Raw genomic sequence first — 11847 nt, 5'->3', positions numbered from 1 at the left:
TCGGATGATGCTCTCGGGTCTGCGGACAAGGTTCTCTTTGGCAATGGATGTGTTTGTTACAGGCGGCACCGGCACCATCGGCGCACAGGTGGTCCGCCGGCTTGTCCGGGACGGCGCCAGCGTCATCGCTCTGGCACGGTCCGAAGCTTCCGCCGCGAAACTCAGGGCGCTGGGTGCGAGTGCCTATCCCGGAGACCTGCGCGCGCCGGAAGGCTGGGTCTCCAGGGCCGCCTCCTGCGACGCGCTGATCCATGCAGGGGCGACTTTTTCAAGTGACATGGGCCGGACCGACCGGCAGTGCATGCTCGCCCTGAAACAGGCGGCAAGACATCGCCATCAACCGTTGAAGGTGATCTATACCGGCGGGATCTGGCTGTTTCCTGCAGTCGGAGGCGGTCGCAAGATAACCGAGAAGACGTCCTTTTCGCCCTTGCCCGCCTTCCGGTTCATGAGCGAAACCATCCGCATGCTGTCGAACGGCACGGATCTTAATCTCGCGGTGGTCCACCCCGCGCTTGCCTGCAGCCGGGAAACAGGGCCGATCGCCGACATGACACAGGCCCTCAAGGCCGGCCGGCCCTTCGAGACGCGCGCCACCCCGGACACCGTCTGGCCGCTTGTGGAAACCGGAGATCTCGCGGAACTTTATCTGCTGGCGCTGCGGCAGCCGAGATTCCGCCTCTCCCTGATCGCCGCCAGCATTTCCGGCATTTCCGTCGGCCATCTGGCATCTCACATCTCCGCCCGCCACGGCCGGCCGCTTGAGATCGTCACCGCGCCCGGCGCCAACGATGTCGATCCGGACAGCGACTGGACCGCCGGCTACGCATTGTCGCAAACCATCGACACCAGCCACACACACCGCATCACGGGATGGCAGCCGGACCATTCAGCGGTCGAAGACCTGGTCGTGGCGTTGTCAAGATAGACGCGAACCGGTCCGCCGGGACGAAATCTGCCCGGCCCGGTCGGGTCACGGTCTCCTAAATCCTTTCTCAAACTTTCTCCGGGTATCCTCGGCTCCTGAGCGCTCTTGAAGAAAGCAAGGTCCCTTTTCCGGATCGTCCATGTCGGTGGGCCGTGGCAGACGCAGGTTCCGGCCTCCGCGACACGCCCGGCAACAGTCGGCAGCCTGTCGGGCGAACCTCGATACCGGATCGTATGGCTTGCGGGTCTTCAGGAGCATCCTTGTCTCGTTGAAGGTCGGCTTCGTTGAAACTGTTTACGCAATTCCTGGTGTTTTTCCTGCTCTCCACGCCGCTCGTCGCCGGGGAAGAACCGCCAGTCGGAACTTTCAAGATGGTGAACACGAGTGGGTTCGTTGAAACCGTCGAGGGCCGGACGCCGCTCGCCCCGGACACGGATGTTGCCACGGTCCTGATCGAAAGGACCGCCGGCGACGGTTTGAACGTCCTGATAAACGGATCCGAAATTCAGCTGTTCCGGCTGGAAGACGGCCTGGCCGCCCTGCAATGGAACGCCAATGGAACCTCGCTGCTCCATTCGGCCGATATCGTGGCACTGTTCGGAAAATCCAGCCCGCACGATGTGCCGGCCTGGGGAGCGGATCTGGACTGGCCCGGTGCCGGCGCGGTGCAACTGGTCGTGCTGCCGCTCGGACAGGCGGCCTATACCGGCTTTCTGATCAGCCGGCCCGCACACAAGACAGTGGTGCGGCAGATGGAGTTCCGTCAGGTGTTCGGCCCGTCATCCCGGCCGAGCAGCCCGCGCGCGGCAACAGCATCCGATTGACACGGTTCGCGCCTGCCGAAGAAGAACACGGGTTCCAAAAACACAAAAGGCGCAGCCATCCGCTGCGCCTTTGGTATCCTGAGCGTCCCGCGCGCTTATTGAGCGGCGGCAACGGCTTGTTGTGCACTTTCCACATCGTTGAACAGCAGCACCATTGTCAATGCGATGCCCACTGCAGCGACAGTCCATAGAGTGACGCTCCAACAAGATTTCTGCACGTTTTCGTCCATTCAATCCCTACACTTCTTGATCGGCGCCTGCCCCCAGCCAAATTCAAATATGGCGCCATTGAGGCGACGAGGTAAACGATCCTTTACCAATTCGCAAGCGCAAAAAAGGAGCAGCAGCCTCAGCATTTTTGCAGATCTGTTTTATTCCATGTTTTTCAGATGCTTATAAAGAAACCCAACCATACACAGAACCCGGCTTCTGTTCATATGTTGCATTGCGACAAGCTGGAGGTACGACGCTCCCGCCGCGGGGTTGCACGTCGGCACAGCAAAGCTACGCCGACCACGATCCGGAACCTCTCGCCCCGGCGATGTCACTTATGGGGGCCGCCAAACTCTGTTATGACAGTTGAGGGCAGGATTCGACCGCCCGGAAAACGGAAAGGTTCGCGATGCAGGCGCTTTCGCTTTTGGACCTCGCTGCGGCCGCCTGGTTTCTGGTTGCCTGGTTCGGGTTCAATCTTGTCGTTGATGTCAGCCCTTTGCGCAAGAAAACACTGTCCTTCGCCATGGACAATTACCGGCGCGGCTGGATGTCCTCCATGTGCGCGCGCGAAGTCCGCATCATGGACACGGCCATCATGTCCGGACTTCAGCAGGGAACGGCCTTTTTCGCCTCCGCGTCTCTCCTGGCGATCGGCGGAGGCTTCGCGCTTCTGGACGCGACGGAGCGCATTCTCCAGGTCGCCGGAGATCTGTCGATCCCGGTCGCCGACAACCGGGCTCTCTGGGAGATCAAGGTGCTGGGGCTGATGCTTGTCTTCGCCTACGGCTTTTTCAAGTTCGGCTGGGCCTACAGGCTGTTCAACTATGCCAGCATCATCATGGGCGCCGTGCCGGAAAAAGGGTGGGCGAGCGACGACCAGATCCGGAAGATGGCTGCGCAGGCAGGTGAGCTGAATGTGCTCGCCGGTCGCCATTTCAACCGCGGCCAGCGCGCGCTTTTCTTCTCGATCGGCTTCCTGGGCTGGTTCGCGGGTCCTTACGTCTTTTCCGCGGCGACGCTGTCGGTGCTTGTGGTGCTGCTCCGGCGTCAGTTTGCTTCCAAGGCCCGCTCGGCAGTGTTGTCGGGGCAATACCCCATCTCCGAGGCTCCGCTCAAATCCGGTGAGTACACCGCGACAGGATCATCGAACCCCTTCACCTGATAGCGGCCGAAAAGCCCAGACCGGCACCCCATGATCTCCGCGATGGCATCAGAGACCAGAACTTGCCGTTCCAGATCCTTGGCCAGTCCGGCGATGCGGGATGCAAGATTGACCACGGGTCCGACCACGGTGAAATCGAGCCGGGTCTCGCTGCCGACATTGCCGTAAAAGACATCGCCGGCGTGCAGCGCGATGCCGACGCTCATGTCCGGGGTCTCCATGCAGGTCTTGTCCGAGTTGATTTCGGCGATCCGGGACAGGGTTTCGCGCGCCGCCATCAGCCCCCGGAGGGCCGCCTGGCCGGCCTCCTCGTCTGACTGGTACGGAAAGATCGCCATGACCTCGTCACCGATGAATTTCAGCACTTCGCCGCCATGTGCCTCGACAGCCGCCGTCATGGCCCCGAAATACTTGTTCAGGAACAGGACGATCTTGTCGGCCGGCAGCGTGTTGGACAAGCGGGTGAAACCGCGAATATCGGCAAAGGAGACCACCGCCTTGATCCACTCCCCCTCCCCGCGCCGTGTCGTGCCGTCCAGAACCTTGGATCCGGCCCTGGGGCCGACGTAGGTGTTCAGGACGGTTTCCGCCGTCCGGCGGAGCGTCTTCAACTCGCACACCAGGGCCAGCGGACGGATCAGTGAATCGAAGACGCCGACATGGGAATTCGAAAATCCGCCGGGTGTTTTGGTGGCAAAGCTCGCGAATTTGACCGACCCGTCCGAAAACGGCATCGGCAAGGCGATATAGTCCGTATAGCCTTCCTCGCGCATTTCCGCCCCGACCGGGTATTCATCCGCAGCTGCAGGGTCCCGCTCGATCGCGATGCGCACAGGCTGCCGGCTTTCATGCACGCGCTTCACCGGGCTCTTCACATAGTCGTCTTTTGTTTTGCTGTCGGCTGTGTAGAGCACCAGTTCCGGCGTGCCGTCGCTCGACCAGATGGAGGCTTCCGCGCGCACATTCGGATGCACCACCCAGATCCCGGTGGTGACACGGTCAACCGGCACCTTTCCGGCGCGCAGACGCTGCCCGAGTTCGGTGATGATCTCCAGCGTCCCCTTGAGCTGGGGTGCATCGCTATACAGCCATTGCACAACGTCTGCCGCAACGAGCGGCGCTTCCAGGACCATTTGCCCACGTCCTCTTGTCTCTTAAATCAGGCCTAATATGGGGTAAGCAACCGGCCGGTAAAAGAGGCGGTTGTTCACATGATGGTAAAGAGTGAAACGGATTTTCAGGCCCGGGGGTGGGGAAAGAACGCCGTGCTCCGGCCCGTCAGCCGATATACAGCCAGCCCGACCCATTCGCGAAACGCGATATCGAACCGCCTCAGACCTTTCGACGCGCCATCGAAACCGAGCATCCTGTCTTCCGGGCCCCTTGTCCTGTAGTCGACGGGATAGGCGGTAACGCCGGTCCAGCCGGCCTGTTCAAACACCCCCATGGCCCTTGGCATGTGATAGGCGGAGGTGACCAGAAGCCATGTCTGCCCCGCTTCCGGCCTGACCAGGTCCTTTGCCAGCACCGCATTCTCCCAGGTATTTCTGGAAGCATCTTCCAGAACAATCCTGTCCGGCGAAATGCCGAAATCCCGGAACAGACGCGCGGCCCCCTCCGCTTCCGTGGCCTGGGAGGACACGATGACGCCCCGGCCGCCGGTATGGACCACCAGCGCATCGGGCAGCCGGGTGGCAAGACGCGCGGTAATCGTGATGCGCTCGGCCGACATGGTCAGCGCCGTGTCGCCGCGTGCGCCCGTCACGACCGTATCGACCGCACCGCCCAGGACGATGATGCCGTCAAACCCCTCGATCTGCCCGGGCCGCTGAAACCGGTCCTCCAGCGGCAGAAGCAACCAGTTCGCAGCAGGTGAAAATCCGCAGACCACCAGACCGATCGCTCCGGCCCAGGCAAGCCCACGACCGCCCGGGCGCCACTTTCTCCGCACGCTGATCAACAGGCCGATGACAATCAGCGCCAGCAGAAAGTTGGACGGCTGGATCACGAACCCGCCAATCTTGGAGAGATAAAAGAACATGCAGCGAATCCCGTTCAGGTAAAGCCCGGCGGCCACATGAGCCCGGCAACCCGACGGTTTTATGACCGCGAAAACCGCCCGTGACATGGGGCACTCCAGGCGTCAGGCCAGGCCTCGCACCAGGCGCTGTACCAGGAGTTGGGCCGGCACCGGGCCGGAAAAGGGAATGTCACAAAACGGATAATCCGTTGTCACAATTCAAGGACATGGTGCTCCGCGCCCGACGCGGGGTCTTCCATGGCCCTTGCCGGCCCGGGCCGCAAATCGCGGACAATGACACTGTCGAATTTTGCAAAGGGACGAACCGTGATCGAGGTCACAGGGCTGTTGGCCCGATTGCGGCAGGCTCTCGATATAGTTTCGAAGGTACGATCGAGGATAGCCAGATGACACTCTACATGAAACTCGGCGGCCGCAAGGCGATCATGCAGGCCATGCCGGACCTGCACGCGCGGCTGGACAAGGACCCGTGTTTCGACCTTGCCACGTTTCGCCAGGAATTCGAGCGGTCCGATGACCTGACCGAGTTCCTGATCTTTCTCTCCGGAGGTGCGCCTTTCTACGACGGCAAGCCCGTTGCCGACCTGCTGTCCCCGATTTGCACCGGTGAGGACGTCTATATCCGGTTCGTCGACCATCTGGTCGCCGTGCTGTTCACCGAAAGATCCACGGAAGACGAGAAAGACGCCCTGAGACAGCTCATGGACCAGCTTCGTCCGCAGGTCCTGGACCCAAAACCGGTTGCACCGGTTCTGGTCTATGCGATCGAGCCGGACCCGCTGAACGCCTGACGTGGCGCCGGCATCAACAAAAACGCCGGCCAACCGGCCGGCGTCCTCGACTATTGCAATGACACGTTCGGACTGACGCGGGCAGCGTCAGCCGAGCTGGTCGACGCTCGTGACGACTTTCCCGACAAGACCGTATTCGATCCCTTCTTCCGGGCTCATCCAGTAGTCACGATCGGTGTCTTTCTCGATACGTTCGATCGGCTGACCGGTCGCGTCGGCGAAGATCTTGTTGAGCCGGTCGCGCATCTTGATGATTTCCTTGGCCTGGATTTCGATATCCGTGGCCATGCCGCCGGCACCACCGGACGGCTGATGCAGCAGGAACCGGGTGTTCGGGGTGCAGAAGCGCTTGTCCTTGGGAACGGAAACGTAAATCAGCGCCCCCGCGCTTGCGACCCAGCCCATGCCCAGAATGCGGACCTCGGGCGCGATGAACTTGATGGTGTCGTGGATCATGTCACCGGATTCAACATGTCCGCCCGGGGACGACACGATGACGGTGATGGGATCGTTCGAGACCTGCGCCAGCGCCAGCAGGCGGGCACAGACGTCGCGCGCCATGTCCTGGGTCACCGGACCGGTGATCAGAACCGTGCGCGCTTCGAACAGATGCTTGTCGACCTGGATCGACGGCTGGCTCTTGGGTTTTTCGTCCTCGTCATCATCGAGGTGTGCAGGCACCGTGGTCGAATAGTTTTTCATGCGCAGGATGAAGCTCCCTTGGCTGTTGGGACCGGCAAGGCCGGCATTCTGGAAGGGGTGGCGGACGGACCCGCCATCCCTGCGTTGATTCATGTGTAAGCGATGTGACGGACGCTCGCAAATGCTGAGGCCCTCAATAGCGCGAAAAGAGTTAGCAGATTGGCAACGGACCGGACCGTGCGGTCAGTCGCCCTGCTGTGTCTGTTCGTCAAGCGCCTTTTCACGGCGCCCGACGAACAGATGCCAGACCAGCATCATCGCGAAGGGCAGCGACGGCCATACGAACCACAGGGACGTCAGCCCGGATGTCAGCAAATTGAGCACGAAGAAGAAGCCGATCATGAACACGCAGCTGCGCACGCGCCTTGGTTGGGCGCGCAGCCAGCGGCGCGCCTCCTCAAAACCGTTGGCGACCGCCTTGGTATCCTTTTCCCAATTGGGAGGTGCCGTTCCTTGCTGCGGACCGTCTCCGGCTGCGCCGGCGTGTTCATCCGCCTTCTCCGGCGCATTTCTGCCACCGAGCCGGACGGCGAAAGTCTCAACCGGTTCGCTGACATTCTTGACGTGCTGGGGCCCCAGCGGATCGAAGCCCAGCGCCATCTTGGTCCGGACCTGCTCGTGAACCGACTGGGACAGCATGATCCCGCCCCTCGGTGCAAGCTCCTGAAGCCGGGCCGCGACATTCACGCCGTCACCGTAGATATCGTCGCCCTCGACCATGATGTCGCCGAGATTGATGCCGACACGGAATTCCATCCGGTTGAGGTCGGGCAGCTCGGCGTTGCGAAGTGACAGCTCGTTCTGGATATCGACGGCGCATTGCACGGCTTCCGTCACGGAAGCGAATTCGATGATGACCGCATCGCCCCAGGTATTGACGATCCGTCCGTTGTGCCGGTCGGTCAGCGATGACATCACCGTGCGATAGGCTTTCAGGCGATCTAGCGTGCCGTCTTCATCCCGCTCCATCAGCGCGGAATACTGTGCAACGTCCGCGCACATGATCGCCGCAAGACGCCGCTTGACCCGTTGCATGCTCTTACCCCTGATTGCTCAAGCTTAGGAATGGGAAGGCGCACCGCAAATTGCAAGGAAAAAACCTTGGAAATTTCAAGTTAGCCCCCCACCGGAACCGATCACGGACGCGTCCTGATCGTCTCCGGCAAGGTGCCGCAGGACAGACATGGCCTCCTCCGCGCGCTCTTCCGGCACGAAAACATGATCATGAAAATAGGCCGCGACGACATTTGCGGGGATGCCCCTGTCGGCGAGCGCAGCAGCCACGGAGGCGGTCAGCCCGACGGCGTCCAGGGAGGAATGCACCGTCAGCGTGATCCTGCGAAACCACTCCGCCTCCGCGAGCCCCAGGCCGCGCGCCTGCTCGACCGGCAGCAGCGCGGTCAGGCCTTCCGTCTCGGCGAACAGGCCGATCGGCTCGCAGAGCGCCAGCTCCGTCATGGATTTCGTCGCAAAGGTACAGAACACGTAGGGGACCGGATCCAGCATCGGCCGCATTTGCGCGATCAGGGTGTTCAGGTCGGTCTCACCGGACATGATCGGGTCCATTCCTTCAGGGGCTTGCGCATCAGCGGGCGCCGTTCGCACGGGCAAATACAATACCTGCTTCCAGCACCTGCGCCATCAGCCGGGTTCAGCGTTTCAAACCGCGCAGTTCCGGCAGACCTCGGCAAGGGTCTCCCTTGCCGGAAAGAAGAACATCTTTTTTCCTCCGGCGGCAATATATCCCGCTGAAGAGCACGCTGGTCCGGCCGCAAACCGCGCCCCCGGAGGACAGCCGAAGCTATGATGTCGCCGACACCGCCATGTTGCACAGCATCTCGAACATGATGGACACACCGAGGAAGGCCGTGCCGCCGCTGGCGTCGAAAGGCGGCGAGACCTCGACAAGATCCGCGCCGGCGATCCTGACACCCTCGAGCAGCCGGGCAACCTGGAGAGCCTGGAAGGAATTCGGCCCGCCGACCTCCGGTGTCCCCGTTCCCGGGGCAAAGGCCGGATCGACAAAGTCGATGTCGTAGGAGACATAGGTGTCTGCCTCGCCGACGATCCCCCGTGCCTCCGTCATGACATCCTCCGCTCCCCTGGCGTGAAACTCCTCTATCGGGATCACCCGAATGCCGACGCTGTCGGCGAAATCCCTGTCTTCGCTGTCATAGGCGGTGCCGCGTATACCGATCTGGACGACGCGCTTGGGATCCAGAAGCCCCTCTTCCACCGCCCGGCGGAAGGGCGTACCATGCGTATAGAGCATGCCGCCGAAATAGCTCTTGTAGAGATCCGTGTGACTGTCGAAATGGATCATGCCGAGCGGCCGCTTCTTCGCCAGAGACCGCAGGATCGGCAGCGAACACAGATGATCGCCTCCGGCAGTCAGCGGTATGATGCCGGCGGCCACCACCTTGTCGAAAAACTCGGTGATGCGTGTGAGGCTGTCCTCGATACTGGCGGGATTGGGTCCGACATCGCCGAGATCCGCGCAATTGACAAGTTCGAACGGCCTGACGCCCGTTGCCCCGTTGCCGGCCCGGATCATTGTCGACATGTCGCGCAACTGGCGCGGTCCGTGCCGGGGTCCCGGCCGATTGGTGGTGCCGCCATCCCAGGGCGTCCCGATCAGGCCGATGCGCACATCCTCCAGGCGCGGATGGTCCAGATCCACATGCGGTAGGCGCATGAAGGTCGGCACGCCGGCAAAACGCGGCAGATCGAAACCGGAAACGGGATGGAAAAAGGCGTCGGACATGGTGTTATCCTCGACAGGGCAGCAAACCCGGGAAATGATGGCCTCATTCAAACCGCGCCGGGATGAAAATTCAATCACCCGCCGCTACCAGGGGATGATGTCACCCTGCTGATCGAAAAATCCACCCGATTGCGCGGGCTCAAGACCCCGGACAACATCAAGCAGCCGCCGCGCGGACTGCTCGGGTTCCTGCACTTCCAGCCCGTTCTTGGCGAATCCCTCCGTCAGCGGCGTGCGGACGGTGCCTGGATGCAGCGCCACGCAGACCGCCTCCGGTTTGCCGCGCGCCAATTCAACCGCAGCCGTATGCACCAGTTGATTAAGCCCGGCCTTTGACGCCCTGTAGGCGTACCAGCCGCCGAGCCTGTTGTCGCCGATCGAGCCGACCCGGGCCGACAGCGTGGCAAAGACGCTTCGACCGGACTTCGGCAACAGCGGCAGGAAATGTTTCATCAGCAACGCCGGTCCGATGGCATTCACTGCGAAGGACCGCGCCAGTGCCACCGGATCGAGTTCGCGCAGGCTCTTTTCCGGGCGCGACCCATCCAGCGCCAGCGCACCCGTGGCGTCGAAGACGAGCCTGATGGTTCCCCCGGCGTTTCCTGCCAGTGCGGCGCACTCCCGGATACTGGTCTCGTCAAGCAGATCCAGCGCAGGCTCGGAGGACCGGCTGAAGCCGATGACACTGTCATAGTCGCCAGAGCGTTCCAGAACGCTTCGGATGGCGGATCCGATCCCGCCACTGGCACCCGTTACAACCGCGATCGTCGTCATCGCTTCCCCCTGGTTCTTGTCTGTCAACCTTACGCATCAGGCCGGCCGGAGGATCTCAAGGCGTGTCAGATGGTCGGCTGCCACGGCCCTTCGACGAACGTCGCTTCCGTGTCGCCGGGCCACGGCGGCATCGAGATACAGATGAATTTCAAGGGAGCAGCGCCGGTGTTGCGGTACTGAAACGCCGTGCCCGCCTGAATGTCGATGGACACACCGCTCTCCAGGTCGACGACGCTCTCGTTCACCCCGTCGCTCCGCCAGATCTGCCCCTTGCCCTCAAGCACGTGCCAGAACTCGTAAACGGTCTCGTGCCGGGTGGCCCGGTTGATCTGGCCGGGCGGAACGGTCGAGTGGATCATGTTGCCCGTCGGGCCATCCATGATGAAGCGGATCTCGGCGCCTGCCGGCGACTTCGCATCCGGATGGTCCGGAACTCTGGTCTGTTTCATGTTGGCCTCGATTGCGCCGGCTCATGCCGTCTTGTTGAAGATCTCCCGGCCGATCAGCATACGGCGAATTTCAGACGTTCCGGCACCGATTTCGTAGAGCTTGGCGTCCCTGAGCAGCCTGCCGGTCGGATATTCGTTGATGTAGCCGTTACCACCGAGAAGCTGGATGGCATCAAGGGCTGTCTTGGTCGCGTTCTCGGCAGCATACAGGATCGCACCGGCTGAATCCTCGCGGGTGGTCTCGCCCCGGTCACAGGCCCTGGCGACTGCATAGACGTAGGACTTGGTGGCGTTCATCGAGACATACATGTCGGCAACCTTGCCCTGGACAAGCTGGAACGTGCCGATCGGCTGGCCAAACTGCTCGCGGTCGTGGACATACGGGATCACCACATCCATCGCCGCCTGCATGATGCCGACGGCCCCCGCAGCCAGAACCGCCCGTTCATAATCCAGTCCGGACATCAGCACGTTGACGCCCTTGCCGACCTCGCCAAGCACGTTCTCTTCGGGCACTTCGCAATCCCGAAAGACAAGCTCCCCCGTCTCCGAGCCGCGCATGCCGAGCTTGTCGAGCTTTTGGGCCACTGAAAAGCCCGGAAAACCCTTTTCCACCAGGAACGCGGTAATGCCCTTCGGGCCGGCGTCCGGGTCGGTCTTGGCGTAGATGATCAGGGTGTCGGCGGACGGGCCGTTGGTAATCCACATCTTGGACCCGTTGAGAATGTAGCGGTCACCCTTCTTGTCGGCCCTCAGTTTCATGGAGACGACATCCGACCCGGCGCCCGGCTCCGACATGGCCAGGGCCCCCAGGTGTTCACCCGTCACCAGCTTTTCCAGGTAGCGCTTCTTCTGGTCGTCACTGCCCCAGCGGCGCATCTGGTTGACGCACAGGTTGGAGTGGGCACCGTAGCTCAGCCCGATGGACGCCGAGGCGCGGCTGACCTCTTCCATGGCGATGCAGTGTTCCAGGTAGCCGAGCCCGGAGCCGCCCCATTCCTCTTCCACGGTGATTCCGTGCAGGCCGAGCTCGCCCATTTCCGGCCAGAGCTCGCGCGGAAACCAGTCCTCGCGGTCGATCTTCTCGGCCAGCGGGGCGATCCTGTCCTGGCTGTATGAACGGACCGTGTCTCGCAACATGTCGGCAGTCTCACCGAGGTCGAAGTTGAAAGACGGAAAATCATTGCGGATCATGG

14 protein-coding genes are annotated in these 11847 nt (G+C 61.9%); 4 read left to right on the top strand and 10 right to left on the bottom strand.

Annotated elements, in window-relative coordinates; genetic code table 11:
- The first annotated feature begins 43 nt into the window (after positions 1–43).
- Positions 44–928: an SDR family NAD(P)-dependent oxidoreductase gene (locus AC0VX3_RS13310; RefSeq protein WP_475525087.1), complete on the top strand. Its 885-nt coding sequence runs from the start codon at positions 44–46 to the stop codon at positions 926–928.
- Positions 929–1212: 284 nt separating this feature from the next.
- Positions 1213–1752: a hypothetical protein gene (locus AC0VX3_RS13305; RefSeq protein WP_475525086.1), complete on the top strand. Its 540-nt coding sequence runs from the start codon at positions 1213–1215 to the stop codon at positions 1750–1752.
- Between the two features lie 95 nt (positions 1753–1847).
- On the opposite strand, the gene AC0VX3_RS13300 is transcribed toward AC0VX3_RS13305, so the two are convergent.
- Complete coding sequence (locus tag AC0VX3_RS13300) at positions 1848–1982, bottom strand: hypothetical protein (RefSeq protein WP_342892547.1); 135 nt, start codon at positions 1980–1982, stop codon at positions 1848–1850.
- A 392-nt stretch (positions 1983–2374) separates the two neighbouring features.
- On the opposite strand from AC0VX3_RS13300, the gene AC0VX3_RS13295 reads away from it, so the two are divergent.
- Positions 2375–3130 (top strand): DUF599 domain-containing protein, encoded by a 756-nt coding sequence (locus tag AC0VX3_RS13295; protein ID WP_475525085.1) that lies wholly within the window; start codon positions 2375–2377, stop codon positions 3128–3130.
- Here AC0VX3_RS13295 and AC0VX3_RS13290 read toward each other — a convergent pair.
- Together AC0VX3_RS13290 and AC0VX3_RS13285 are read right to left on the bottom strand one after the other, a co-directional pair.
- Complete coding sequence (locus tag AC0VX3_RS13290) at positions 3016–4263, bottom strand: adenylate/guanylate cyclase domain-containing protein (protein ID WP_342892545.1); 1248 nt, start codon at positions 4261–4263, stop codon at positions 3016–3018. The genes AC0VX3_RS13295 and AC0VX3_RS13290 overlap by 115 nt on opposite strands.
- Before the next feature lie 104 nt (positions 4264–4367).
- A complete protein-coding gene (locus tag AC0VX3_RS13285; protein ID WP_475525084.1) occupies positions 4368–5258 on the bottom strand; it encodes a YdcF family protein in 891 nt (296 codons plus the stop codon).
- Between the two features lie 299 nt (positions 5259–5557).
- On the opposite strand from AC0VX3_RS13285, the gene AC0VX3_RS13280 reads away from it, so the two are divergent.
- Positions 5558–5962, top strand: a complete 405-nt coding sequence (locus AC0VX3_RS13280; protein WP_475525083.1) for a globin domain-containing protein — start codon at positions 5558–5560, stop codon at positions 5960–5962.
- Positions 5963–6049: 87 nt separating this feature from the next.
- Here the strand turns inward: AC0VX3_RS13280 and AC0VX3_RS13275 are convergent, their stop codons facing one another.
- From AC0VX3_RS13275 to AC0VX3_RS13245, 7 genes are all read right to left on the bottom strand, one after another.
- On the bottom strand, positions 6050–6664 hold the full coding sequence (locus AC0VX3_RS13275) for an ATP-dependent Clp protease proteolytic subunit (protein WP_475525082.1): 615 nt from the start codon (positions 6662–6664) through the stop codon (positions 6050–6052).
- A gap of 183 nt (positions 6665–6847) precedes the next feature.
- Complete coding sequence (locus tag AC0VX3_RS13270) at positions 6848–7699, bottom strand: adenylate/guanylate cyclase domain-containing protein (RefSeq protein WP_475525081.1); 852 nt, start codon at positions 7697–7699, stop codon at positions 6848–6850.
- Between the two features lie 75 nt (positions 7700–7774).
- Positions 7775–8218 (bottom strand): ACT domain-containing protein, encoded by a 444-nt coding sequence (locus AC0VX3_RS13265; protein ID WP_475525080.1) that lies wholly within the window; start codon positions 8216–8218, stop codon positions 7775–7777.
- A gap of 247 nt (positions 8219–8465) precedes the next feature.
- The gene (locus tag AC0VX3_RS13260; RefSeq protein ID WP_475525079.1) at positions 8466–9428 is read right to left on the bottom strand and encodes an agmatinase; all 963 of its coding nucleotides are present in this window, start codon (positions 9426–9428) and stop codon (positions 8466–8468) included.
- An 84-nt stretch (positions 9429–9512) separates the two neighbouring features.
- Positions 9513–10202 (bottom strand): SDR family NAD(P)-dependent oxidoreductase, encoded by a 690-nt coding sequence (locus AC0VX3_RS13255; RefSeq protein ID WP_475525078.1) that lies wholly within the window; start codon positions 10200–10202, stop codon positions 9513–9515.
- A 65-nt stretch (positions 10203–10267) separates the two neighbouring features.
- The gene (locus tag AC0VX3_RS13250) at positions 10268–10651 is read right to left on the bottom strand and encodes a cupin domain-containing protein (protein ID WP_475525077.1); all 384 of its coding nucleotides are present in this window, start codon (positions 10649–10651) and stop codon (positions 10268–10270) included.
- 21 nt (positions 10652–10672) lie between these two features.
- Positions 10673–11845 carry an isovaleryl-CoA dehydrogenase gene (locus AC0VX3_RS13245; protein WP_475525076.1) on the bottom strand — a complete coding sequence of 391 codons (1173 nt, stop codon included), beginning with the start codon at positions 11843–11845 and terminating at the stop codon, positions 10673–10675.
- Between the last annotated feature and the right edge of the window lie 2 nt (positions 11846–11847).

Source organism: Roseibium sp. QJM3NY_11, assembly GCF_056173175.1.
Note: the sequence above shows the minus strand (reverse complement) of the source record. Positions and strands in the feature narration are given on the sequence as shown.

Bases quoted from the DNA above. Each gene is read 5' to 3' on its own strand.
- AC0VX3_RS13310 (WP_475525087.1), top strand. From the start codon at position 44: ATGGATGTGTTTGTTACAGGCGGCACCGGCACCATCGGCGCACAGGTG.
- AC0VX3_RS13300 (WP_342892547.1), bottom strand. From the start codon at position 1,982: ATGGACGAAAACGTGCAGAAATCTTGTTGGAGCGTCACTCTATGGACT.
- AC0VX3_RS13295 (WP_475525085.1), top strand. From the start codon at position 2,375: ATGCAGGCGCTTTCGCTTTTGGACCTCGCTGCGGCCGCCTGGTTTCTG.
- AC0VX3_RS13290 (WP_342892545.1), bottom strand. From the start codon at position 4,263: ATGGTCCTGGAAGCGCCGCTCGTTGCGGCAGACGTTGTGCAATGGCTG.
- AC0VX3_RS13285 (WP_475525084.1), bottom strand. From the start codon at position 5,258: ATGTCACGGGCGGTTTTCGCGGTCATAAAACCGTCGGGTTGCCGGGCT.
- AC0VX3_RS13280 (WP_475525083.1), top strand. From the start codon at position 5,558: ATGACACTCTACATGAAACTCGGCGGCCGCAAGGCGATCATGCAGGCC.
- AC0VX3_RS13275 (WP_475525082.1), bottom strand. From the start codon at position 6,664: ATGAAAAACTATTCGACCACGGTGCCTGCACACCTCGATGATGACGAG.
- AC0VX3_RS13270 (WP_475525081.1), bottom strand. From the start codon at position 7,699: ATGCAACGGGTCAAGCGGCGTCTTGCGGCGATCATGTGCGCGGACGTT.
- AC0VX3_RS13265 (WP_475525080.1), bottom strand. From the start codon at position 8,218: ATGTCCGGTGAGACCGACCTGAACACCCTGATCGCGCAAATGCGGCCG.
- AC0VX3_RS13260 (WP_475525079.1), bottom strand. From the start codon at position 9,428: ATGTCCGACGCCTTTTTCCATCCCGTTTCCGGTTTCGATCTGCCGCGT.
- AC0VX3_RS13255 (WP_475525078.1), bottom strand. From the start codon at position 10,202: ATGACGACGATCGCGGTTGTAACGGGTGCCAGTGGCGGGATCGGATCC.
- AC0VX3_RS13250 (WP_475525077.1), bottom strand. From the start codon at position 10,651: ATGAAACAGACCAGAGTTCCGGACCATCCGGATGCGAAGTCGCCGGCA.
- AC0VX3_RS13245 (WP_475525076.1), bottom strand. From the start codon at position 11,845: ATGATCCGCAATGATTTTCCGTCTTTCAACTTCGACCTCGGTGAGACT.